The organism is Prosthecobacter gellanilyticus, assembly GCF_007992435.1.
GTDB lineage: Bacteria > Verrucomicrobiota > Verrucomicrobiia > Verrucomicrobiales > Verrucomicrobiaceae > Prosthecobacter > Prosthecobacter gellanilyticus.
In genome coordinates this window covers 1-22,207 of the sequence record NZ_BKAG01000024.1, presented here as the reverse complement: position 1 = coordinate 22,207, position 22,207 = coordinate 1, and the positions used below count along the sequence as shown (strand labels likewise).

Genomic DNA, 22,207 nt, shown 5'->3' with positions numbered 1-22,207 from the left:
GCATGAAAAACCGCGTCCGGAGTATCTCCGAACTCCGGAATCATGCAACTCGCATGCTGTGATGGCTCTTACTGTGCCACGATGTCGTAGACCTGCAGCTTCTTGGCGATGGGCTGCAGCACGTCCTTCACGGCCTTCGTGTGCACCGGATGTTTCTCATAGGTGTTGAGGTCAGCGGCATTGGCGAAGCGCATCACAAGACCCACATCGAAACTGTCATCCACCACCGGGCGGTCACTGGCCAGCGCTGTGCCGACACTGAGATGCTGGATCTCCTTGATCTCAGCCTGGAACATCTTCGCCGCGTTGATCACCTGGGCGCGCTGAGCCGCATCACCGGGCTTCTTCAGCCACACGAGCACAATGTGCTCCACTTTGCCATTGGCCGTGGTCTTGTGACCTAGCGGGCAGGACGTGCAGGAGGCGAGCAGGGAAACAGCAGCAAGGGAGAAGATGGCAATGGCGTTTTTCATGAAGGTCTTTAGTTTTGCGTCTTCATGAGCCGATCGTCGAGTTTGTTTTTCACCCTGGGATTGCTTTTCGGAACTGCCCTCGCGCAGGAGCCGCAAGCCTTCGACCGCCTGACCTTCCATGCCGCGCCGAAGGCTCTGGCAACTGCTGCCAAGACCAGCGACTGGCCGCGTGTCCTCGGTTCGAATGATGATGCCTCCAGCATCGAAACCCCCTTGCTGAAAAAGTGGCCCGAGGCGGGTCCTGCGAAAGTCTGGGAAGTGGCGATGGGGGAAGCTTATACTTCGCCTGCGATCAGCGGTGACTACTGCGTGATCTTCCATGCGCTAAAAAAGAAGGAGACGGTGGAGTGTCTGCACCGTGAGACCGGCCGTCGCTTTTGGATCAAGGACTATCCCATCGAGTATCAAGACCGTTATGGCTTCGGCAATGGCCCGCGTGGCAGTCCCGTGATTACCGGTGACATCGTGGTGACTCTGGGGGTCACTTCAGAACTTCACGCCTTTGATCTCAAGACGGGTGAGGAGCTCTGGAAGCATGATCTGCGGAAGCAGTACAACGTGCCGCAGGACTTCTTCGGCGCAGGCTCATCACCGCTGATCCATGAGGGCAAGGTCATCGTCAATGTGGGTGGCAAGGCCATGGCTTTTGATGGTCTTGAAGAACGTCGTGAACGCTCGGAAAAGCTGGCGAGCAAGGGGGTCAGCGTGGCGGCCTTTGATCTGAAATCCGGTGAGGTAAGGTGGAAGATCGAAGACGAGTGGGGTGCCAGCTATGCCTCGCCCGTATTGAGCCAGCTTCATGGCAAGACCAAGGTGCTGATCTATGCCGGTGGCGAGAGCAACCCGGCCATTGGCGGGCTTCTCTGCATCGATCCAAGCACAGGCACTCTGCATGACCGCTTCCCCTGGCGCGATGATGAGTACATCCAGGCCACGGGCAGCAGCCCGGTCACCATTCCTGAAAAGAACCGCGCTTTCATCACCACTTGTTATCCCAAGAACAAGCCCATCGGTGGTGTCATGGTGGAATACGATGCGGAGTTCAAAGCCAAGGAAGTTTGGTCCTCAAAAAAGGTGGCCTGCCACTGGATGACGCCCGTTTACCAAGACGGCCATCTCTACGCCATCGATGGTGAACGCGAGAACAACTCACGTCTCGTCTGCGTGAATGCGGACACGGGAGCCGAAGTTTGGACGAAGAACATCGAGTGGCAGGACAGCGTGCTCTCCGGCATCATGGGCCGCACCCAGCCTGTGGGCCTGAGCATCCTGCGTGCGAGTTTGATGAAGGTGGATGGAGCCTTCCTCTGCCTCGGTGAAACCGGCAGCCTGCACTGGCTGAAGCTCACCCCCGAAGGCTGCGAGGAACTTCAGCGTGCGCAGCTTTTCTATGCGCTGAATACCTGGAGCCTGCCATCACTCAGCCACGGCTTGCTGTATGTGCGTCAGCAGGCAGAGGGGCTGGATCGAAAGACAAGCATGCGTGTCATCTGCTACGATCTGCGCGGTGAGTGACACCAATGTACTCATGCGCTTCAGCGCGTGAGAGCCTTGAACATCGTTGGACGTTGTTCCTGCGTGGATCGAATACTGAACATGTATTCCACCCGGGTTCGGGCTGAAGCCCTGCACTACTTTGTCAGACCCGCTCCAACTTGATCGGCACGGTGTTGCCTGAGGCAAACTGCGCCACATACAGGCTGTGCTCGTTATCGACGATGAGATCGTGCGGATGCATGAAGACATCCTCCTGATGCTTCATGGGCTTGAGCTTGGCGCCATCGTCATAAGAAGGCGCGGTGCCGGCGACGTTCGAGATGACCTGCAGGTTCACATCGAGCACGGAGATGAAGCCCCGTGAGTTGCGATCCTTTGGCCAGTTGTCCGCGAGATGCGCCACGAAGTAGTTGGTCTCATGCTTGCGGATCTGGCGTGGATTGCCACCGGGCAGATCGATCTGCGCGAGCTTCTTTCCATCATAAGACAGACGTAGCAGATACTGCTGGTCACTCATGGCGATGAGCAGATTCGACGAACCTGGCACGTCTTCATCGGACATGCCGCCATGCGGTCCCCAGTGGGTGATTCCACCTTCCTGACCGCCGAAAATACTAACCAACTTTCCACTCGCGTCATAGCGGGTGATGAAGTCCTTGCCATAGCCATCCAGTACAAAGAAGCTGCCGTCCGCGAGGTGCAGCGTCCATGAGGGTTTGTAGTCCGCCTCCTTGGCATACTTGCCTGTGCTCTCCGGCCAGCGCCACTCTTGCAGCACTTCGCCATCCAGCGTGGTCTTCACCACACGATGCGTTTGCAAGCAGGTGATGAAGAGCACCTCGCGCTCACTTTCCTTGACGATGGACAAGCCATGCGCGCCCGGAAACTGCGTGCCCCATTTGCTGAGCATCTTGCCAGCCTTGTCATAGATGATGACGTTGTTCGCGGTGTGGTCCGTGAGCAGGATGAGGTGCCCTTCACGATCACGGACGATGCCGTGGCAGTTCTTCACCGGCGTCTTGTCATCCAGCGCACCCCAGCCGGGCACGACGCGATACTTGAACTCACCTTGGCCGAGCACGGGTGCATCCGCAGCCCTGATAAAAGGAAAGCCCGCCACCACTCCGGCGGCGCTCGTTTGAAGAAAGCGACGGCGGCTGGTGACGGGCGTCATAAGAGCTGGAGTTGGTTAGGCTTAGCGGCCGAGGTTCTTCGCGCCGTTCACCTGGGAGTTCACGCGGAGGCGGAGGCCGTTCAGGCGGATGAAGCCGGTGGCGTCGTCCTGGTTGTAGGCCTTCGTCGGATCTGCTTCCATCGTGGCGATGTGCGGGTTGTACATGCTGAACTGGCTCTGGCGGCCTGCGGCGTGGATGCCACCTTTATAGAGCTTCACGCGGACAGTGCCGGAAACGTTTTTCTGGCTCTCGGTGACGAGGGCCTGGAGGGCGAGACGCTCCGGAGCATACCAGAAACCATTGTACACCAGCTTGGCATACTCAGGGACGAGGCCATCACGCAGATGCATGACTTCGCGGTCCATGGTGAGGCTTTCGATCTGGCGGTGCGCGAAGTGCAGGATGGCGCCGCCGGGGGTCTCATACACACCGCGGCTCTTCATGCCGACGAAGCGGTTTTCCACCATGTCCACACGGCCCACGCCATGCTTGCCACCGAGCTTGTTCAGCGTCTTCATGACCTGCAGCGGGCCCATCGGCTTGCTGTTCACGGCCACGCAGTTGCCCTTGTCGAAGTCGAGCACGACGTACTCGGACTTGTCGGGAGCGTCTTCAGGGAACACGGAAAGCGTGGTGAAGTATTCGCGATACTTCACATCACCCGCGTTGAACCAGGGATCTTCCAGGATGCCGGCCTCATAGCTGATGTGCAGGAGGTTGCGGTCCATGGAGAAGGGCTTCTTCGCACTTGCCTGAATCGGAATGCCTTTGTCTTCGCAGTACTTGATCATTTCAACGCGGCCAGGGAATTGGGTGCGGAAACGCTCGTCGCGCCATGGGGCGATGATCTCAATCTCAGGAGCCAGGGCGGCAGCGGTGAGCTCAAAGCGCACCTGATCATTGCCCTTGCCAGTCGCACCGTGGCCGATGGCCGTGGCACCTTCAGCCTTGGCGATCTCCACCATGCGCTTGGCGATCAGCGGACGTGCGATGCTGGTGCCGAGGAAATACTGGCCTTCGTAGATGGCTCCGGCCTGCATCATCGGGAAGATGAAATCCTTGGCGAACTCCTCCTGGAGGTCGTCCACATAGATCTTGGAGGCACCGGTCTTCTTGGCCTTGGCATTCAGGCCCTTCAGTTCATCGTCCTGGCCGATGTTCGCGCAAAAGGCGATCACCTCGGCATCATAGGTTTCTTTGATCCAGGAAAGGAGGACGGAGGTGTCGAGGCCGCCGGAGTAAGCGAGGACGATTTTTTTCTTCATAGAGGGGTCTGGGGCCGCGAGACTAGACCGGGATTTTCCCCTGGCAATCCCAGTGTTAGCGGCAGCCCTGAATTATAACCACAGATAACACAGAGGACTCTGATGCTTTGCAAAGGCCCTTTCATCTGTCGGAAGCTGGCAATTTAGCCTTGTGTCAATCTGCCTGTCAGGCCCGGAGCCTCAGAGAGGCGAAAGGAAATAGCGCACGGTTTCAACCGTGCGTTAGAACGGCGGGGTTATTTGCCTGAGTCAAAGTCCCGGAAGGGACGAAAGAGGCCTCCGTCCACCCTTGAAGTCTCGCAGGCTGTTTTGTGTTTGCGAGAGGCTCTTTCGTCCCTTTCCGGGACTCTGGTTCATTTTGAAAGGGGCGGTCCATCAACCACGGCTGAAGCCGTGGCCTATTTCCTGCCGCCTCTCCGAGGCTGAAAACTCAAGTCATGAGGCAGCCATCAGGCCATGTCAGCTCCCAACGACGGACAAATCACTTTGAAGCATGGCTTCAAAAAGGCGTTCCAGCCGTTCCTTCTGCACAACCAACGGGAGTCGAGGATCGAGCCTTCGCTCAATACTCAGACCGCTCGCCTCGTCTTCCATGCGCAGAATCCTCCCGCCAGCGGTGAGAGTGAGGAGTTGAATGCGATGAAGCTTGTTCACAGAGATCACTTCTTCTCCGGCATCACCACCACGTTCACCGCGCGGCCTTTGCCGAGGAACTGCTGGGCGAGCTTGCTGATGTCTTCCTTTTTGATGCCGCTGAAGTCGGTGAGGAGGTTCTTGCTCCACTCGATGCGTTCAGGATGCTCCTGGGCGTTGCGGACCACGTTCTGGGCCCAGTAGCGGTTGTCGCGGCGCATCTGCTCCACCTGGGTCATGATGGGCTTCTGGGCACGCTCGAACTCGTCATCGGTGATCTCGCCAGTGGAAAGATCGTTGGCGATCTTGGTGACGAGCTCGCTCAGCGAGGCGGCCTGCTCGGGCTTGCACTCGATCATCGCGGTCACGTAACCGTAACCGGTGAATGTATCGCTCGCGACATGATAGCAGGCGGGGCTGTAGGTCTCGCCGAGTTCCTCGCGCACCTTGATGCGCAGACGGTCATCGAGCACGGCAGAAAGCAGATTCAGGCGGCGCGTGCGTTTGATGTCCAGCATGTCACCCGTAGGCCAGTAGAGGCAGGCGATGGCTTTCGGGATCTCGGTTTCAAACTTGAAGTCGGTGCTGCCCGGGGATGGGAAGGGGACATTGCGCTCAGCGGTGTATTTGGGCTTCTCAGCGGCACGCTTTGGCAGAGCACCGAGGGTCTTGCCGATGGCATCCAGCGCGGCCTTGGGCTCGACGTCACCGACGATGGAGACTTCGATATAGTCCTCGGTAAGCGCAGGCTTCAGCCACTCCGCGACTTCCTTGAGGTTGCGCTTTTCCATTTCGGCCTGGGCCGGGAAACCGAAGCGATAGTCACCGCTGTGGATATGGCTCACGACCTTGTCTCCCATGATGCCCTCGGCGGTGTGAGCGAGCTGGATGTACATCGGCTCGATGTTCTGGCGGAACTGACGCTCAGCTTCCTCGCGATAGCCCGGAGCAGTGAGGAAGGCGGTGAGAAGCTGGAGCTGGGCTTCCAGATCAGCCGGTGTGGTGCGGCCGCTCAGCGTGAAGGATTCATCACCCACATTGAAGTCCATGGCGACGGTCTTACTGGCGAAGAGACGGCGCAGATCATCCGCGCTGTGGTCCTTCAAACCACCGAGGATGAAGGTGCTTTGCGCGAAAGGAATGATACCAGCCTTGTCCTTCGGCGTAGTCAGTTTGCCGCCACCGAAACCGATGGTGACACGCACGGTACCTTTCTCAAACGGCGTGGGCTTGATGTTGACGCGCACGTTGTTGGCAAAAGTGGCCTGGGTGATCTCGAGATCACTGACCACGCTCTGATTCGTGATCTTGCTGGCCTCGCCGAAATTCGTGTAGGCAAAGGCGGCGGTCTCTTCCTTCTTCGGTGCTTCCACAGGCTTCTTCGCGCTCTCCTTATAGACGTCGACGATCTGCTGCGAGGAATCGCCTTCAAGCTTCAGCTTGCCACCGACAAAGACCTGGATGTCCTCGCTCTTCCACGTTTCCACAAAAGCTTTGTGACACTCTTCTTTGGTTAGGTTGGCGAGGGCTGCCTTCACGCGCTCGAGGTCATCGGTCGGATGCGTGATGACCTTGTTGCTCGCGACCAAGGTAACGAGTGCACTGGCAAGATCACGGGACTTGCGGCTGTCAGCCTGAGCGGCACGAAGCTCGATCGCTTTGAGCAGGCTGGACTTGGCTTCTTCAAACTCAGCATCCGTGAAACCATGCTCCACCGCGCGGCGGATTTCCGTTTCGAGAAGGGTGACACCGCGCTTCCACTGATCTGGCGGGCACTGGGCCATGGCACCGGTGATCTCCACGAACTCCAGATACTCATAGCAGTAGGACTCAGCGCCGAGGATGGGCGTGTTCTCTTCCTTGGCGAGCGTTGAGAAGCGCTGGTTAAGCATCGCGTCGGCAAGATCGCGCACCATTTTCTCGCGGCGGTTGGCGGAGGTGTCCGGCTTGTTTTTGGCAGGGCGGGGGATCTCGATGGAAAGGTCCACGGCCTTGGCTTCCATCTCCGTGTGCAGCTTGCCCATGAGGCCACGACCTGCGGTGATCTTGCCAAAGGTTGGGTCTTCAGCGGTGGAGCTGGACTTGGCATCAGCGAAGTTTTTCTCGATCGCAGCCTTCACGGCAGGCACATCTTTGAAGTCACCCACGGCGACCACCGTGGCGCGCTTGGGGGTGTACCACTTGGAGTAAAAGTCCACGAAGCGCTGGCGCTGCATGGTCTTGATGGTCTTCTCGATGCCGATCGGCAGACGCTTCGGCAGCAAGGAATCCGGCAGTGCAAACTCATAGCCCGCGATCTGCGTCCGATACTCGATGCTGTCGCGGCTGAGCTTTTCGCTCAGGATGATGCCGCGCTCTTTGTCGATTTCCTTTTCGCCCAGAGCCATGCCGTCAAGGTCATCGCGGAAGAGCTTGAGGCCTTCATTGAGCATGTCGATCTCAATTTTGGGCAGCTCCAGCATGTAGACAGTCTCTTTGAAGGAGGTGTGAGCATTGGTGTCCGCACCGAAGCCCATGCCCAGACGCTGGAAGTACTCCACCATCTCACCGCCGGGGAAGTGGCGGCTGCCATTGAAGGCCATGTGCTCCAGATAGTGCGCCATGCCCTGCTGGTCGTCCTCTTCCATGAGCGAGCCGACATCCATGTAGAAGCGGATGCTGGCGCGGCCCGGAGGCTCCTCGTTCGGCAGGATGATGTAGCGCAGACCGTTTTCCAGCTGGCCAAAGGTGGCCTTGGGGTCAGCCTTCAGATCGCTGGTGGCCTGGGGCCAGTCAGCACGGGCGGAACTGAGGAAAACGAGGCAAAGCGAGGCGGCGCGGAACAGGGGCTTCATGGATTGGATTGCTAAAACAAACGACGGAACCCGCCTTTCTGTCGAGGAAATGTTCATTTCCGTGCAGGTTCCTGCCCCTGCGGATGCAAAGGGTGTCGTTCAGACCACGCCAGCCGCCAAAGAGTTCACATACTCCCTCAGCGCCCCACCGATGTCCTCGCGCTGGAGGCCGAAATAGAGGTTCGCTTTGATGAAATCGAGCTTGTTGCCGATGTCGTGCCGCTGGCCGTCATAGCGCAGACCATGGAGCGCCTCTTCATGCATGAGGGAAGCCATTGCATCGGTGAGCTGAAGCTCGCCGCCCTTGCCCTTCGGCGTCTTTTCCAGGTGATCAAAAATGCGTGCGGACAGCACGTAACGTGCGCTGACCGCCAGACGAGAGGGGGCCGCTTCCGGCTTCGGCTTCTCCACAAACTGCCGTGCCCGAATGAGTCCGGGAGCGATCTCATCACCGCCGAGAATGCCATAACGGCTGACCTTTTCCGCCGACACTTCCTGCAGTGCCACGGCCGAGCCACCATGCTGCTCCACCACATCGGCGAGCTGGCGTGTCACGGGGCGTGAGGCATCCTTGGTGGTCACCACGGTATCACCCAGCAGAACGGCGAAGGGTTCGTCGCCGACATGATCTTTGGCATACAGGATCGCATCACCCAGGCCGCCCATTTTCGGCTGCCAGATGAAGTGAATGCGCGCCATGCTCTGCAGCCGACGCAGTGTTTCCACATCCTCCGTGCGGCCTTTGGCTTCCAGCTCGGTCTCGAGCTCCATGATGGGATGAAAGTGCTCTTCGATGGCCCGCTTGCTCCGGCTGATGACGATGAGGATATCCGTGATGCCCGAGTCCACCGCTTCTTCGACCACATATTGAATGACCGGCTTGTCCACGAGCGGCAGCATCTCCTTCGGCACAGCTTTGGAGATGGGAAGGAAGCGGGTGCCGAAACCGGCGGCGGGGATGACTGCTTTGCGGACTTTCATGGAAGGTGGAAGGCTAGGCCTGACCTCCCGCCTCTGGCAAGCAGGGCTTGGCCCTCATTTGTTTCCGAGATAAAAAAGGGAGTGCCAGGAACTTGCCTCCTTGGTAGCGTCTCGATGTCCCCTTCAAAATATTTATGATGAAGCATGTACTGATCCTGCTCTGGATGCTGATGGGCATGTCCCTGGCCCAGCAGCCCGCGTCTCCCAAACCTCCGTTAGGTGTTCCGGCGGATGCCAAGCTCTTCAACGGGAAGTGGTATGCCGTGATCCTGGACAAAGCGGACTGGCAGGCAGCGCAGAGCCGTTGCAAGCAGAAAGGCGGACAGCTGGTGTGCATCCACGACAAGGCCACCTCTGACTTTATCACGTCCCTGACCAAGCTGCGTGTCTGGCTCGGCGCGACGGATGAAAAGGTGGACGGCAAATGGGTGTGGGTGGATGGCAAGGAGATGACCTTTACCAACTGGGCGAAGGGCGATCCTAGCAATACCCAAGGCAGGGAAACATGCCTGAGAACCGGAGCTGGCGGCTTATGGAGTGACACCCCGAAAAGCTGGGACGCCTATGCTGAGTTCCAGGTGGTTGGCTACATCTGCGAGTGGAAGGCGCGGTAAGAGCCGGGCCAGCCCGCGCGATGAACAAGATGATTGTCATCCGCCCGGCGCTTCTCCATCATGCGCATCCATGATCTGGCTCACACGCATTCTGCATCTCATCTTCGGCGGCGTCTTTGTGTGGGCAGGTGTGGTAAAGGCCATGGAGCCGATGGCCTTCCTCGATGACATCCGCAGCTTCGAGATGCTGCCGGATCCGTATGCGGGCCTGCTCGCCATGTTCCTGCCCTGGCTGGAGATCTTTGCGGGTCTCGCCGTGATCACCGGATGGTTTCGTCGCGGTGGTTTGCTGCTGCTCAATGCCAGTCTCCTGGTTTTCCTCGCGGCTATTCTGATCTCTTGGTATCGGGGCATCGACATCCGCTGCGGTTGCTTTGGCAGCAGTGGCGGCGCGACTTCGAACTACATTGAGCTCATCGTGCGTGATCTCTTCCTCCTCGCCCTCGGCCTCTGGTTAACTTTCTACAAACCAAGGTCCTCGAGTCAGGGACTGCCAACCGCAAACTGAAAACCGAGAACCGAGAACCGAGAACCGTCATCCGTGAACGCCGAACCCAAATACCACTTCGCCTCGGACAACACTTCCGGCATCTGCCCTGAAGCTTGGCAGGCGCTGGAAGAGTGCAATGCAGGCTACCACCCGAGCTATGGTGCGGATGCCATCACGGCCAAGGCCTGTGAGCGCTTCCGTGACTTCTTCGAGACGGATTGCGAGGTCTTCTTTGTCTTCAATGGCACGGCGGCGAACTCGCTGTCACTCGCATCACTTTGCCAAAGTTATCACAGTGTCATTTGCAGTGATCTCTCACATGTGGAGACGGATGAATGCGGCGCGCCGGAGTTCTTTTCCAACGGCAGCAAGCTGCTCACGGCGAAATCTTCGTTAGGCAAACTCGAGCCTGCGGATGTGGAGCGGCTCATCACGCATCGCAACGATCTCCATTACCCGAAACCGCGCGCTCTGAGTCTCAGCCAAAGCACCGAGCTTGGCACGGTTTATCGTCCGGGTGAGCTCGCCGGACTCTGCGGTCTCGTGAAGCAGCACGGCCTGTCCGTGCACATGGATGGGGCGCGCTTCTTCAATGCTCTCGCCGGTGGCACGGCATCACCCGCGGAGATCACCTGGAAGGCGGGTGTGGACGTGCTCTGCTGCGGCGGCACGAAGCTCGGTATGGCCGTCACGGAAGCCGTGGTGTTCTTCGATAAAGCACTCGCGCGTGACTTTGAGTACCGCTGCAAACAAGCCGGACAGTTATGCTCGAAGATGCGCTTCATCTCCGCGCAGTGGCAGCGCATCCTCACGGACAATGTCTGGCAAACGCATGCCTCGCGTGCCAATGGCCTTGCAAGGAAACTCGCGGATGGTCTGGGCAAGATTGCCGGTGTGCAGATTCTCTATCCGGTGGATGCGAACGCCGTGTTTGCGCGTCTTCCCGATGCTTTAAAGCTCAAGCTGAAAAGCTGTGGCTGGCAGTTCTACAGCTTCATCGGTGGTGGCTCGCGCTTGATGTGCTCCTGGGCCACGACAGAGACAGATGTGAATGCGTTCCTGGCGGATGCGGGGCAATCCTGACTATTCCACATTCACCAGAAACCGTTTGCTCAGCGCTGGAACAATCGCGGGCGTTCCCGACTGCCGCACGGCATTGGGGTCAGCACGCTGCGCGGCATCTTGGAGAACCACGGGCTCATATTCCTTGCCCGCTTCGGCCTGCCAGGAAATGGCGTCTCCTGAATCGGCGTTGGATTTGACCGTGACTTGATGGGTGCCAGGCAAGACTTCCAAGACGGTGGCTGACATGAATGCCTGCTTCACTGGCTGGCCGTTCACGGTTAAGATCTTGATGTATGGATTCTGGCCGTTCCACAAGCGCGCGACCTCGGAGGCTGGGCGTGCAGGAGGTGAGTAGAATCGCTGAGCCTGAATGGTGTGCTTGCAACTCGTAAGTCCAGTGGAGACAAGCAAGGCGAGTGCGAGGAGGCCGGGAGCAGGATTCGTCATAGCTTCAGGGAGTGGGTTGAATAGTATTGGTTAGGTCACCAAACTACTCATCGCGTGCTGGCGGTGACAAGACTTATCGTTTGCGCCATCGATCTGCCGTCACCGCGCCGAGGATAACCAGCCCGAGCACAATCTTCTGCGTATTGCTCTCCACGTTCGTGAGGTTCATGCCGTTCTGCAGCACGGCGATGATAAAGGCCCCCGCCAATGTGCCACCCATGCTGCCCTGACCGCCGCTGAGTCTTGTTCCACCCACAACGACGGCGGCGATCACATACAGCTCATACATGGCACCATAAGTGGGCGATCCGCTTTTCAGAAGCGAAGCGGTCACCACGCCACCGAGTCCTGCTAGCAGTCCGGAAATGACATAAGCCGCCGTGATCACCCGGCGCACCGGCAGGCCCGAAAGTGTGGCAGCCTCCAGATTGCCTCCCACGGCATAGAGATGCCTGCCGAACCGTGTCTGTGTCATCACCCCATGCGCCAGTGCATACAGCCCGAGCATCAGCAGCACGGCGTTTGGGAGCCCCAAGAAACCCGAGCCACGACCCAGCCAAACAAAGCTCTCCGGCACCTGGTAGATGGATTGATTCTCCGCCAGTCGATAAGCCAGTCCGCTGGCAATCAGCATAACGGCAAGCGTGACAATGAAAGGCGGCACGCTCAGCCGCGTGACGATCCATCCCGAGCCAAGGCCGATCAATCCGCACAAGGAGATTCCTCCGAGTGCCGCGAGCATCATGCTGCTTGTGGAAGCCTGCACACCACCGAGATAGTCGCGGATGAGCAGGGAAGTCGTCACGGCGGACAGGGCGATGAGGCTGCCCACGCTCAGATCGATCCCGCTGGTGATGATCACCAGCGTCATGCCGATGGCCAGGATGGCGATCACGGCGATCTGATTGGCAATGTTCAGCAGGTTGTCCGCCTTCAGAAAGGTCGGCCAGCGCTCGCTGCGGGGTGCGATGACCTTCGGCTGGCCCAGGGCAGGGAAGTCAGTGCCCGCATCCTGGATCACCAGCCAGCCTGCCGAGTTGGCGCTGACCAGGATGGCGTCCAGCTTCGTGCCCTTGGCGGCCAGGTCCTGGAAAGCCGTACGCACCGCCTTTGGATCACCGACCACCTTCGTGGCGATGTCCGGCCGCTTCTGGCTCAGCAGTTCCGCCCAGGCCCGGTCTTCCGGCTGGTCACCCACCGCGATCATGAAGCTTCCCTGGGGAGGCAACTCCAGGATCATCCTGGCGGCCGCAGATTCGCCCGTGAGCGGCTGTTCCTGCATCGTCACCGCGCTGAAGAAGGCGCACAGCACCACCAGCACCCCGAGGATGCCTTTTCCAGACCCGATGCGCAGCCAGTGAAGCTTCATGAAACCGCCATCTTGCGCGAAACCCGGTCTTCAGGGCAAGAAGAGACCTCTCAAAGCGCCATTCGACATGCATCCGCGCCCGGCAGGACACCCGATGCCGCCTTGACTCCCCCCGGGCGCTCGCTTTGGGTGCGCGTCCTAGTTTTTCCCGTCCCGCTCATGGAACTGACCGCCATCGTTGAAGCCCTTCTTTTTGCCACCCAGGAGCCCCTGCCCCTGACGCAGATGGCCACGGCAGTGAAGGACACGGCCAAGGACATCCGGGACGCCGCCAACGACCCGTCCGAGATCCCCCCCTACGTGGAGCCTCTGCTGGCGGTGGACGAGATCGCCATCCGCGAGGCCATTGATGCCCTGATTGCCCACTACGAGCAGGATCACCGCGCTTTCACCATCGTCGAGCGCCCCCATGGTTGGCGACTCTGTGCGAAGTCCGACTACGCCGAGTGGTGCCGAGCGCTCTACCCTGGCAAAAAGGTCCAGCGTCTCAGCCAGCCCGCGCTGGAGACCCTGGCCATCATTGCCTACCGGCAGCCGATCACCAGGGCAGGGGTGGAGGCTGTCCGTGGCGTGAGTGTGGACACCATGGTGCAGACCCTGGTGGAGCGAGGCCTGATCCGCATCGAAGGCCGCGCCGAACTCCCTGGCAAACCCCTCCTCTATGGCACCACCGAGGCCTTCCTGGACCACTTCGCGGTGAAGAATCTGGACGAACTGCCGAACGCCCAAGAACTGCGCCGCGTGAAGCTGCCGACCGCCGCCGAAGAGCAGCCTGCCGATACCTCGCCGAGCGAGCTGCAGCTCTCGCTGGAGCCTGTGAAGTCTGAGGAAGCTGCTGAGCCCGAGTTGCAGGTCGAGGAATCGTCCGCTGAGTAATCCCACGAAGCTCATGCCCGATTCGTCGCCATCTCCAGACTCAGCGGATCAACCCACGCCGGCCAGCATTGATCTCCAGGCCATCCGCGTGCGCATTGACGCCATCGATGAGCAGCTCATCCGCTTGCTGAACGAGCGTGGTGATCTTGTTTTGGAAGTCGCCGAGGTGAAGAAGAAAGCAGGCCTGGACATCTACGTCCCCGGTCGTGAGGAGGCCCTGCTGCGCAAGCTCTGCCAGATCAATACCGCCCAGCATGGCAAGCTCACAGAGAAGGCCATCCGCTCCATTTTCCGCGAGATCATGAGCGCCGCTCTGGCACTGGAAGACAGTCTCAAAATCGCCTACCTCGGCCCTGCCGGTTCATGGACCCATCAGGTGGCCGTGCACAAGTTTGGCAACAGTGTCGAATACATCGCCGAGGCCGCTATCGAAGGTGCCTTTGCCCGCGTGGCCGCACGTGAGGTGGACTACGCCGTCCTTCCCATCGAGCACTCAGCGGAAGGTGCTGTGCATCACACCCTGGATCACCTGGTGGATGCCCAGCTCCAGATCTATGCCCAGATCCTCTGGAAGGTGGAGACCGTCGTGATGGCGCAGGACGATGACACACCGCTCACGGCCATCTACGGACATCCGCAGATGCTGGCACCTTGCCGTCCCTGGCTGTCCCAGCGTTTCCCCGGCGTGAAGCTGGTGGAGAGCGCTTCGTCCAGTCTCGCCGCCACCCATGCGGAAACCGAAGTCGGCACCGCTGCCGTCGGCACACCCTTGGGCGCTGAGCTTCATGCGCTGAAAGTCGTCGCCGCCAGTCCGCGTGAGTTCTCCAGCCGCGCCCGCTTCATCATCCTCGGCCGCCGTAGTGGTGACCCGAGCGGCAATGACAACACCATGCTCATGGTTCACGCCAATGACAAGGTGGGTGCCTTGCTGGAAGTGCTAAAAGTCTTCGCCTCGCGCAATGTGAATGTGCGCCAGATCGAGAACCGCCCCGTGTCCGATGATCCCAGCGGCACGCAGGCGCGCTTCTTCCTTGAGATCAGCGGTCATCATGAGGACTCCACCCTTCAGGAAGCCATCGCCGATCTCGAGAAACAGGGCGCCAAAGTCAAAGTCCTCGGCAGCTACCCCGCGCCACGCTGGATCGAGGAGCGCTGAGGTCAATGGGGACGAGACCTTCACCATGACGCCCCTTCATGCCATCTCCTCAAAAGATGCATCCACAGGTGCATCAGATTCACTCGCGCATTCTCGCGGACTAGTTCATCATCGCTGACACGCATCCGCCATGACCTCCTCTCTCCCACCTCTCCGCAGTCCGCTGGATCTTGAGCGCCTCATCGAGTTCGAATTCGTCCGCGCCACAGAAAATGCCGCCCTCGAATCTCTTCACTGGTTAGGCCGTGGCGAGAAGGAGCTCGCGGATGCCGCCGCCTGTAGCGCCATCTATGGCGTCTTTGATATCCTGGACGTCTGCGGCAAGGTCGTCATTGGCGAAGGCATCAAGGACAACGCCCCCGGCATCTTCGTCGGCGAGCACCTAGGCACCTGGAAACCCGGCGCGCCTCGTTTCGACATCGCGCTCGATCCCATCGATGGCACCACGAACATCGCCAAGGGCACGCCTAACAGCATCTCTGTCATCGCTGCTGCCCAGGTCCCTGAAGGCGCCGCGAGCGCGATGAAGAACATCCCCAGCTTCTACAGTCACAAGATCGCTTACGGCCCTGCCGTGAAGCAGGCGCTGAAGGGCAACGGTGACCGCTGCCTGCTCGACATGCCTTTGAGCGAGGTCATCGAGCTTGTCGCCAAGGCCCTCGACAAACGGGTGCGGGATGTCGTGGTCGTCACCATGGACCGTCCTCGTCATGCGGACATTGTGAAGCAGGTGCGCACCACCGGTGCCGCGCTGCGCATGATCACGGATGGTGATATCACCGCCGCCGTCGCGCCATCCTTGCCAGAGAGCGGTGTCGATCTCTACGTCGGCATGGGCGGCAGTCCCGAGGCCGTGCTGGCCGCCGCAGCGCTGAAATGCCTGGGCGGTGACATGGATGTGCGCATGTGGTTCCACAACGAGGAGCACAAGGCCGAGGTCGCCGCCGAAGTGGGCCACAATGAACTCACCCAGGTCTGGCGCAGCGATGACCTCGTGCATGGCGAAAGCGCCCTCTTCTGCGCCACCGGCATCAGTGACAGCCCGCTGCTCCCAGGCGTGCGCACCATCGGCCATCGCGTGGAGACTCATAGCATCCTCATGCGTGCCCGCAGCGGCACCGTCCGCCGCATCCACGCCAGTCATGACCTCGACAAGAAGGTCGTGCCCACCCGCGCCGTGAAGTTTGAGGGACACGTCGCTGTGTAGTCACATGCCTTCGCGAGCCGGAGGCTCGCAAGAGATCAGCCGGTGGTGAAGCAAGCGAAGCTTGCGGGATCCACCGGATTGAGCACGCCGAAAAGCCCCACAAGGCATCGCGCGCCGGAGGTGCGCGAGAAGTCAGCATTCGGTCCGGAACCTCGCCTGTCAGGCAAGGTTGCCTAGAGCTGCATGACATCCGTAGCCTAACGAAAAGCGTTACCAAATCCGGCGGAACAGTCTGCCGGCCGCGCTCTGCGATGAAGCAGGCCGCACATAAGTGTCGTCGCTCTTGGTGGTCCCGGACACATACATCGGTCCCTTCTGGTCCACCACCTTCACGCTTTCGATCTCGATGCGTCCGACCGGGCAGTCATTGCTGTCCACCGGCATCTTGGCGATCCGGTCCAGCACTTCCAGTCCTGAGATCACCTGGCCAAAGACCGTGTAGTTGCCATCCAGCGAACCGTAATGGCCGAGCGCAAAGTAGAACTGATAGCCGTTGGAGCGCTTGGATCCATTCACCCGGTCTGGCTTGCGGCCCATGGCCACCGCACCCTTCGTGTGCTTGCGCTTGATCTCAGCTGGCACGCTCTTGGCTTCACCCCCGGTGCCCCAGCGGTCACGTTTGGCTTCATCCTTCGTCAGCGGGTCACCCGTTTGCACGATGAATCCTTCCACCGCGCGATGAAAGGCCAGCCCGTTGTAGGAACCTGTCTCCACATTGTCCAGGAAGTTGGAAACCGTCTGCGGTGCATCCTGCGGATACAGCTCAAACATCACGGTCTCTTTACGGCCGCCGAACTTGATCTCCATGATCGCCACCTTGTGGTCGGAATCCTTCGGCCAGGTGGAGGGGTCGATTCCTTTCGGAGCGGCGAAGGTCGCCTTCTTGCCGCTGCCCGTGGTGGTCACCTGGGGGCCGCCGCTCGGGAATGCCGCCGGCTGGCTGCCGTCCACCGGCGCAGCACCACCTGCCGCACGATCTGCGGCCTCAAACAGCTTGCGCTGCGCTTCGTTGGCGATGCTCTCGATATTCGGCAGCGGATCAGCTGGGGCTGCACCTGCAGGTGGCGGCACCGGCACAGCCGGAGAAAGCTCCTGCGCAGACAGGGGAGACAGCAGGGAGAGAAGCACCAGGGGGAGGAAATGCGATTTCACGATAAGAAAGTGAGTGCCGTGGGTTCGATTCTCAAAAGATCACAAAGCAGGCCAGTATCAGCGCAGATTTGCTGGCACAGAGGGAGTGGATGCGGGTGCAGCTGGTGCCGGAGCTCCGGCGGCTGGAGCTGGTCCGCTGACTGTCTCACGGGCCGGGGCGCTAGCGGGAGCGGCTGCAGCAGCTGCGCCACCACCACCGGAACCTGTGTCCATGTATTGATAGTTGCGGCGCGGACCGCCCTTGGATTTGCGCGGGGGCAGGCCCCACTGGACATCCAGCGTATCCATTTCGGAAATGGTCGGATTGGTCACGTCCACCCGGTTGCCTAGACCACAGGAACTGAGGCTCAGCACAGAGGAGACACAGACAATGGCAGGAAGGAGGCGCGACAGACTCATGGGTTCAGGAAAACGGGTATTCTCGACGTGAACAGAGATAGTAGCGGGAGGGTCTCTCACAAGCAAGATAGAATCCGCTGGTAATGACACACGAGGCGTTTTCGGGTCGTCCCCTCGAATAAAAATAGGGCTGACGTGTTACAGTTTCCGGCGTCATGGCTATTTGTAGGGTGGTCAGCATCACACAATGCTTTTTACTTAGTTAACCAACATCTTTTAGCCATATGATCATCGTCGGAACTGAGCAATATCCATCTAAGGGCAGATGGGAGGACTTCCAGAAACAAGAGGATCCCAAAGTGAAGAGTCCCTTTGTGACTGACTTTGACGACGATGATTTTGGTGGCCCAGAGTCCGACTTGGAGGAGGTCAATGATTCCGCTGACGAAAGCTTTGCCGTTGAAGACGATTTCAAGCCTATGCCGGGCAAAATGGCTGAACAAAGAGCCTCGGAGCGACAACCCAACTTGAGCGAGCATCTGCATGCTTTCCTCAAGAGTGAGTGGAGGAGACTGGAGGTGGATCTCCAAGGCAAGTTGGGGGAAATGGAGCTTTCTGAAGCCACGAAGACTCAACTGAAAACCCAAATAGGCATTGCTCGTGGAAGCGATGAGCAGGGGGATGCGCGTCTCGCGTCTGTCTTCAAAGTTCCTGAAGGTGCATCTGACGACATGGCCCCTGCTCCTGGGAATTATCAAGCGCAGCCCATGCCCTTTGAGGAAGCGGCTGACAAGCTGTCCGCCGGACAGTTTTCGAGTATGAGCGAAATGGCCTGGGTGATCTACAATGCCGGCGGCCACAAAGCCGGAGGCGGCTACACGAGCGCGGACAGTGAAAAGAAACTGTCCACCCGTCCCGCGTTCAGTGGGGACACAGAGCGGGCTCGCCAGATGTATGTTGAGGAGGCTGATAAACCGGCCAAGACGGTCGATCTTAGGCACATCATCTCTTCCACGACGCTAAACAAGGCGCTGGCGAGTTCCAATGATGCCCTGCCGGAAGTAAACGACTTTCTCAAGAGGCATGGCAGGGATGGTGAACACACGGACATCCTTCCGGCGAAAGTGGAGGTCTTCGACATGGTTCACAGCCACCTGGGCAATCTCTGGCCGGGCGGTGCAGCGGACAATCAGGCCGCTGGCACCATGCATGGGAAGCTCAATTTTGATGCCCGGACAGAAAATGCCCGAATGCCCAAGCCAGATGGGGCCGGACCGGCACAGCCCGCCAAGCCTAGCAAGAAGCAACTCCCACCCATCAATGGAGATCAGCACGTGAGCGATTGCCAGGTGAATCACTTTCTCACCAAGCTCGGCAAACTCGATGATGATCTGGGAAAAATTGTTCAAGACGACAGGCTCGCGAACAAGGAAGTAAACTTCAAAGACGTCTCCGAGTGCGCCAAACTGATAGGTGAGCTGAACGATCGTATCCGTGGAAAAGTAGGAGCCGTGGAGGGCGGCTACACGGTCGAAGCGATGGAAACGGATCTGAATGAATGGCTCGCAGAAAACGGGGCTCAGGCAGGAGATTCGCTCCAGGCGAAAGTGGTGGCAGCCTTGAGAGATGTGTGCCTGAACGAGGTAGATTCTCTTCAGCAATTGAAGAACAATAACCCTGCAAATGCCAAAGCCCGGGTGGATAAGTGTGAGTTAACCGGACATATCGAAAAGCTCAGGGCTCGCGGTGAGGTGTCCCAAGGTGAAAAGGAGTTCCTGGAGAAGATGAACGTAAGTCCCGAGGATGCGGTGCTCAAGAAACGACAAGTCAGTCAGAAAGAAATGGTGGATGCATGTGTCGACTACCTCCAGGCCCGTAGCGTGACCTGTGACAAGCTACGGGACGATGCCAGCGGCAAGAAAGGCTACACACAGAAAGACTTGGTCGGCGATCTCGAGAATCTGGCGGCTAATTTTGACTTTGATCTGGCAGACTCACTCCTCGACCACCAGAAGATCAAGGCCACAAGCCCGGACTACATGACCAAGCTCATTGACGTGGAGCTCGCTTTGCTTGAGGCCAAGGCCGGGACGGGTGTCTCGCTCTTCGCCAAGCGTGAGAAAGGGAAACTGAGTGTCATGGACCAGTTCATGGACTTGGACTACAAACTGAGCGAGAAGGTAGAGGCCGCGCTCGGCATGGAGGATGACGCTGCGGAAGTCGTGGAGGTGGCCTCACAAGACCCACGTTTTAAACGCGAGCGAGGAGATGGCCGGACTCATGACGAGATCAGGGAGAACAAAGCGGTGAGCAAGACAACGGCTGTTGACCGTCCTGATCCCTCCAAAAAGCAGAAACTTTCAAACAGTGCTGGTGCAGGGGAGGAAGACCCAATGAAGATTGCGTTCGGTCTTCCGCACAACGCCCCTGCCGAATTGTCCAGTCCAGACACAGTTGGCAAGCATGGCAAGCTCAACAAGTGCGAGGTTAATCCCATTAAATCCCTCGCAGATATGAAGCAGAAGAAGGCTGCGGACAAGAAAGCCCAGGGCACGGAAAAGATGAAGATATCTAAACCTGGGTGAAGCGGACGTGCTGCGGCGCCACCTAACTAATAGCGCGTTTAAGAGAGCTCCTGGAGGCGTTGCACCCGCATGACCAAGGGGCTGGTTCAGCGAAGTTTCCTCAGCACCACCATCCGGCCGTCCGGCATTGCCCCGCGCTCAGACACGCCACCCTGCTTGACAAAACCGAGCCCCACTGCACGCCCTGTCAGTGGGTGCCGGGTGCTGCTGGTGATGCGGCCGATCTCTTTCTCGTCACGCAAGAATGGCGTTTCGGGGGAAACATCTGAATCATCCTCGGCCTCCCACGCCACAAGCTCACGTGGCATCTTGCCCGTGGTCTTGATGCGGGAAAGGATCTCCTGGCCGATGTAGCAGCCCTTGGTGAAGCTCATCGCCGTCTTTTCCAGGCCTGCCTCCGGGGGGAAGACATCGTTATTCAGTTCGTTAGGCCAGGCGGGCACCCTTTGAAGGATGCGCAGGCTCTCCGCATCCTCTTCGGAAAGTTGTGAAACGGCGATCGAGGGCAGGGGATCAGCCGCGGGCATCCACAGGTCCATTCCAGGAATGCCAAAGCGATCACACTTCACCGCATGACGACCCGCAGGCGCATCTGCGCCCATCACGTGTATCAGCCGCCACTCCTCCGTCACATCTTCCAGCACCGCATCATCCGCGATGATGTACTTCTCCAGCCTCATGCCCAGCGTCTCACGCAGGTCCGCTGGCGCATCCAGCAGCAGGCTGTCGCCATGCGCATGAATCCGCAGATCACCATCGATCTTGCCTTTGAGATTCGTCACACAGGCGTGCAGGGCCGAGTCCGCACGCGCCGTGCGCACATCATTCGTCACCTGCCCGTTCAGATACCGCACCCGGTCTGCGCCGGACAGCCGCCACTTCGCCCGTGCCGAGAGATCGACCCAGGCTCCCTGGCTGAGAATGGTTTGATACAGTGCTTCGTCCATGCTTGTGCTCTTACGCGTGACGACCTTTGAAGGTCAGTTCGGCGATCCCGGACTTGTCCAGACCACCCAGTCCCAGAGAGACCATCTTCTCGTACTGCTTGGTCGTCGCATCATTCAGCGGCAGTGTCAGACCCACCTCTTGGGCCAACCCTCGGGCAATGCCGCTGTCCTTCGCCGCATGCTCCGCGGAGAACCAGCAGTCATGCTCACGGGCCACCATGTCACCGCCGTCCGTTTCCAGCACCCGGCTGTTCGCTCCCGTCTGGGAGAAGACCTCACGGATCATGCTCAAATCATGCCCCAGCGCCGCCGCCAGGCCCAGCCCTTCCGCCAGACCTGCCGTGTTGATGTTCATCACCATGTTCACCAGGGCTTTGACCTCGGCCGCACGACCTGGACCACCGACAAAGCGGCGGTTCACACTCATTTGCTCGATCATGGCGCTCACCTGGTCATACACATCCTGGTCACCTGCCAGCATGAGGTACAGCTTGCCCTCGCGTGCATGGCTGATGCTGGACGCCATGCAGGCCTCCACACTGTGGGCGCCCGCCTTCTTCGCCGCCTCATAAATTTCACGATGGATCGCTGGGGAAAGCGTCGCGCAGTTGATGAAAATCTTGCCCTGGGCTCCCACGAAAAGATGGTCCTGCGCATCCTGGAAGATGCTCCGCATCGCCGCGTCATTCGTCACCACCGTGAAGATCACGTCCGCCGCTGCCGTCACCTCGCTCAGCTTCGCCGGCGCCGCGCAGCCCAGCTCAGCGGCCAGACTCTCCGCCGCCTCTCGGTTCACATCATAGACCGCCGTCACAGCGTATCCACAATCCTTCAGACGACGGGCCATGTTGGCTCCCATGCGACCGACTCCGACAAAAGCGACTTTCTGACTCATAAAAACAAAGGGTTGTTAAAGGGGTGAAGCAAGACCCGCCCATCGTGGCAAGCCCCGCCCATCCGCGCAAACACATAGCGCTCGCCTCATCGAGTTTTCCAACCTGGATCCACTTGGATCAGGTTGGATCGGCCCCCAAAAGTGGCCAACTTTCTCCGAAAGTTGAGCCCACCCCGCCATCTCCCAGCACCTTCGCTTCACCACGAT

General features: G+C 59.2%; 19 protein-coding genes. 8 read left to right on the top strand and 11 right to left on the bottom strand.

Annotated features, from left to right (window positions below; all coding sequences use genetic code 11):
* Nucleotides 1-68 precede the first annotated feature (68 nt).
* Nucleotides 69-473, bottom strand: coding sequence for a Dabb family protein (locus BGE01nite_RS29025; protein ID WP_170266835.1), 405 nt, complete (start codon nucleotides 471-473; stop codon nucleotides 69-71).
* 24 nt (nucleotides 474-497) lie between these two features.
* Between BGE01nite_RS29025 and BGE01nite_RS16385 the strand changes: the two genes are divergently transcribed.
* Complete coding sequence (locus tag BGE01nite_RS16385; protein ID WP_146851567.1) at nucleotides 498-1,988, top strand: outer membrane protein assembly factor BamB family protein; 1,491 nt, start codon at nucleotides 498-500, stop codon at nucleotides 1,986-1,988.
* A 124-nt stretch (nucleotides 1,989-2,112) separates the two neighbouring features.
* Here BGE01nite_RS16385 and BGE01nite_RS16380 read toward each other — a convergent pair whose 3' ends face one another.
* The 4 genes from BGE01nite_RS16380 to galU all read right to left on the bottom strand — a co-directional run bounded on the left by BGE01nite_RS16380 (nucleotide 2,113) and on the right by galU (nucleotide 8,858).
* The gene (locus BGE01nite_RS16380) at nucleotides 2,113-3,144 is read right to left on the bottom strand and encodes a twin-arginine translocation signal domain-containing protein (protein WP_146851566.1); all 1,032 of its coding nucleotides are present in this window, start codon (nucleotides 3,142-3,144) and stop codon (nucleotides 2,113-2,115) included.
* 21 nt (nucleotides 3,145-3,165) lie between these two features.
* Entirely contained in the window at nucleotides 3,166-4,410 is a 1,245-nt protein-coding gene (locus tag BGE01nite_RS16375; protein ID WP_146851565.1) for an argininosuccinate synthase, read from the bottom strand.
* A gap of 659 nt (nucleotides 4,411-5,069) precedes the next feature.
* The gene (locus BGE01nite_RS16370; protein ID WP_170266834.1) at nucleotides 5,070-7,877 is read right to left on the bottom strand and encodes a M16 family metallopeptidase; all 2,808 of its coding nucleotides are present in this window, start codon (nucleotides 7,875-7,877) and stop codon (nucleotides 5,070-5,072) included.
* 99 nt (nucleotides 7,878-7,976) lie between these two features.
* Nucleotides 7,977-8,858, bottom strand: coding sequence for a UTP--glucose-1-phosphate uridylyltransferase GalU (gene galU / locus BGE01nite_RS16365; protein ID WP_146851563.1), 882 nt, complete (start codon nucleotides 8,856-8,858; stop codon nucleotides 7,977-7,979).
* A 134-nt stretch (nucleotides 8,859-8,992) separates the two neighbouring features.
* On the opposite strand from galU, the gene BGE01nite_RS16360 reads away from it, so the two are divergent.
* The 3 genes from BGE01nite_RS16360 (at nucleotide 8,993) to BGE01nite_RS16350 (ending at nucleotide 11,045) form a co-directional block, all read left to right on the top strand.
* Nucleotides 8,993-9,472: a C-type lectin domain-containing protein gene (locus tag BGE01nite_RS16360; protein ID WP_146851562.1), complete on the top strand. Its 480-nt coding sequence runs from the start codon at nucleotides 8,993-8,995 to the stop codon at nucleotides 9,470-9,472.
* Nucleotides 9,473-9,542: 70 nt separating this feature from the next.
* A complete protein-coding gene (locus BGE01nite_RS16355; RefSeq protein WP_170266833.1) occupies nucleotides 9,543-9,980 on the top strand; it encodes a MauE/DoxX family redox-associated membrane protein in 438 nt (145 codons plus the stop codon).
* Between the two features lie 33 nt (nucleotides 9,981-10,013).
* Nucleotides 10,014-11,045 (top strand): threonine aldolase family protein, encoded by a 1,032-nt coding sequence (locus BGE01nite_RS16350; RefSeq protein ID WP_146851560.1) that lies wholly within the window; start codon nucleotides 10,014-10,016, stop codon nucleotides 11,043-11,045.
* Here the strand turns inward: BGE01nite_RS16350 and BGE01nite_RS16345 are convergent, their stop codons facing one another.
* Together BGE01nite_RS16345 and BGE01nite_RS16340 are read right to left on the bottom strand one after the other, a co-directional pair.
* Nucleotides 11,046-11,273 carry a hypothetical protein gene (locus tag BGE01nite_RS16345; RefSeq protein ID WP_146851559.1) on the bottom strand — a complete coding sequence of 76 codons (228 nt, stop codon included), beginning with the start codon at nucleotides 11,271-11,273 and terminating at the stop codon, nucleotides 11,046-11,048.
* Between the two features lie 274 nt (nucleotides 11,274-11,547).
* Nucleotides 11,548-12,843, bottom strand: coding sequence for an ABC transporter permease (locus BGE01nite_RS16340; RefSeq protein WP_146851558.1), 1,296 nt, complete (start codon nucleotides 12,841-12,843; stop codon nucleotides 11,548-11,550).
* 159 nt (nucleotides 12,844-13,002) lie between these two features.
* On the opposite strand from BGE01nite_RS16340, the gene scpB reads away from it, so the two are divergent.
* The 3 genes from scpB (at nucleotide 13,003) to glpX (ending at nucleotide 16,082) form a co-directional block, all read left to right on the top strand.
* Nucleotides 13,003-13,719, top strand: a complete 717-nt coding sequence (gene scpB / locus BGE01nite_RS16335) for an SMC-Scp complex subunit ScpB (protein ID WP_146851557.1) — start codon at nucleotides 13,003-13,005, stop codon at nucleotides 13,717-13,719.
* A gap of 13 nt (nucleotides 13,720-13,732) precedes the next feature.
* The gene (locus BGE01nite_RS16330; protein WP_146851556.1) at nucleotides 13,733-14,875 is read left to right on the top strand and encodes a bifunctional chorismate mutase/prephenate dehydratase; all 1,143 of its coding nucleotides are present in this window, start codon (nucleotides 13,733-13,735) and stop codon (nucleotides 14,873-14,875) included.
* Nucleotides 14,876-15,005: 130 nt separating this feature from the next.
* On the top strand, nucleotides 15,006-16,082 hold the full coding sequence (gene glpX / locus BGE01nite_RS16325) for a class II fructose-bisphosphatase (protein ID WP_146851555.1): 1,077 nt from the start codon (nucleotides 15,006-15,008) through the stop codon (nucleotides 16,080-16,082).
* A gap of 210 nt (nucleotides 16,083-16,292) precedes the next feature.
* On the opposite strand, the gene BGE01nite_RS16320 is transcribed toward glpX, so the two are convergent.
* On the bottom strand, nucleotides 16,293-17,234 hold the full coding sequence (locus BGE01nite_RS16320; RefSeq protein WP_146851554.1) for a peptidylprolyl isomerase: 942 nt from the start codon (nucleotides 17,232-17,234) through the stop codon (nucleotides 16,293-16,295).
* Nucleotides 17,235-17,291: 57 nt separating this feature from the next.
* Nucleotides 17,292-17,633, bottom strand: coding sequence for a hypothetical protein (locus tag BGE01nite_RS29020; RefSeq protein ID WP_170266832.1), 342 nt, complete (start codon nucleotides 17,631-17,633; stop codon nucleotides 17,292-17,294).
* A 224-nt stretch (nucleotides 17,634-17,857) separates the two neighbouring features.
* Between BGE01nite_RS29020 and BGE01nite_RS16310 the strand changes: the two genes are divergently transcribed.
* Nucleotides 17,858-20,158, top strand: a complete 2,301-nt coding sequence (locus BGE01nite_RS16310; RefSeq protein ID WP_146851553.1) for a hypothetical protein — start codon at nucleotides 17,858-17,860, stop codon at nucleotides 20,156-20,158.
* Nucleotides 20,159-20,244: 86 nt separating this feature from the next.
* On the opposite strand, the gene ygfZ is transcribed toward BGE01nite_RS16310, so the two are convergent.
* Together ygfZ and BGE01nite_RS16300 are read right to left on the bottom strand one after the other, a co-directional pair.
* Nucleotides 20,245-21,105, bottom strand: a complete 861-nt coding sequence (gene ygfZ / locus BGE01nite_RS16305; RefSeq protein WP_146851552.1) for a CAF17-like 4Fe-4S cluster assembly/insertion protein YgfZ — start codon at nucleotides 21,103-21,105, stop codon at nucleotides 20,245-20,247.
* 10 nt (nucleotides 21,106-21,115) lie between these two features.
* On the bottom strand, nucleotides 21,116-22,000 hold the full coding sequence (locus tag BGE01nite_RS16300) for an NAD(P)-dependent oxidoreductase (protein ID WP_146851551.1): 885 nt from the start codon (nucleotides 21,998-22,000) through the stop codon (nucleotides 21,116-21,118).
* Between the last annotated feature and the right edge of the window lie 207 nt (nucleotides 22,001-22,207).

What these genes read in the sequence shown, in the direction of transcription:
- BGE01nite_RS16360 (WP_146851562.1), top strand. Translation starts at nt 8,993, where the DNA reads ATGATGAAGCATGTACTGATCCTGCTCTGGATGCTGATGGGCATGTCC.
- BGE01nite_RS16345 (WP_146851559.1), bottom strand. Translation starts at nt 11,273, where the DNA reads ATGTCAGCCACCGTCTTGGAAGTCTTGCCTGGCACCCATCAAGTCACG.
- BGE01nite_RS16380 (WP_146851566.1), bottom strand. Translation starts at nt 3,144, where the DNA reads ATGACGCCCGTCACCAGCCGCCGTCGCTTTCTTCAAACGAGCGCCGCC.
- BGE01nite_RS16355 (WP_170266833.1), top strand. Translation starts at nt 9,543, where the DNA reads ATGATCTGGCTCACACGCATTCTGCATCTCATCTTCGGCGGCGTCTTT.
- galU (WP_146851563.1), bottom strand. Translation starts at nt 8,858, where the DNA reads ATGAAAGTCCGCAAAGCAGTCATCCCCGCCGCCGGTTTCGGCACCCGC.
- BGE01nite_RS16370 (WP_170266834.1), bottom strand. Translation starts at nt 7,877, where the DNA reads ATGAAGCCCCTGTTCCGCGCCGCCTCGCTTTGCCTCGTTTTCCTCAGT.
- BGE01nite_RS16310 (WP_146851553.1), top strand. Translation starts at nt 17,858, where the DNA reads ATGATCATCGTCGGAACTGAGCAATATCCATCTAAGGGCAGATGGGAG.
- BGE01nite_RS29020 (WP_170266832.1), bottom strand. Translation starts at nt 17,633, where the DNA reads ATGAGTCTGTCGCGCCTCCTTCCTGCCATTGTCTGTGTCTCCTCTGTG.
- glpX (WP_146851555.1), top strand. Translation starts at nt 15,006, where the DNA reads ATGACCTCCTCTCTCCCACCTCTCCGCAGTCCGCTGGATCTTGAGCGC.
- BGE01nite_RS16375 (WP_146851565.1), bottom strand. Translation starts at nt 4,410, where the DNA reads ATGAAGAAAAAAATCGTCCTCGCTTACTCCGGCGGCCTCGACACCTCC.
- BGE01nite_RS16340 (WP_146851558.1), bottom strand. Translation starts at nt 12,843, where the DNA reads ATGAAGCTTCACTGGCTGCGCATCGGGTCTGGAAAAGGCATCCTCGGG.
- BGE01nite_RS29025 (WP_170266835.1), bottom strand. Translation starts at nt 473, where the DNA reads ATGAAAAACGCCATTGCCATCTTCTCCCTTGCTGCTGTTTCCCTGCTC.
- BGE01nite_RS16385 (WP_146851567.1), top strand. Translation starts at nt 498, where the DNA reads ATGAGCCGATCGTCGAGTTTGTTTTTCACCCTGGGATTGCTTTTCGGA.
- scpB (WP_146851557.1), top strand. Translation starts at nt 13,003, where the DNA reads ATGGAACTGACCGCCATCGTTGAAGCCCTTCTTTTTGCCACCCAGGAG.
- BGE01nite_RS16300 (WP_146851551.1), bottom strand. Translation starts at nt 22,000, where the DNA reads ATGAGTCAGAAAGTCGCTTTTGTCGGAGTCGGTCGCATGGGAGCCAAC.
- BGE01nite_RS16330 (WP_146851556.1), top strand. Translation starts at nt 13,733, where the DNA reads ATGCCCGATTCGTCGCCATCTCCAGACTCAGCGGATCAACCCACGCCG.
- ygfZ (WP_146851552.1), bottom strand. Translation starts at nt 21,105, where the DNA reads ATGGACGAAGCACTGTATCAAACCATTCTCAGCCAGGGAGCCTGGGTC.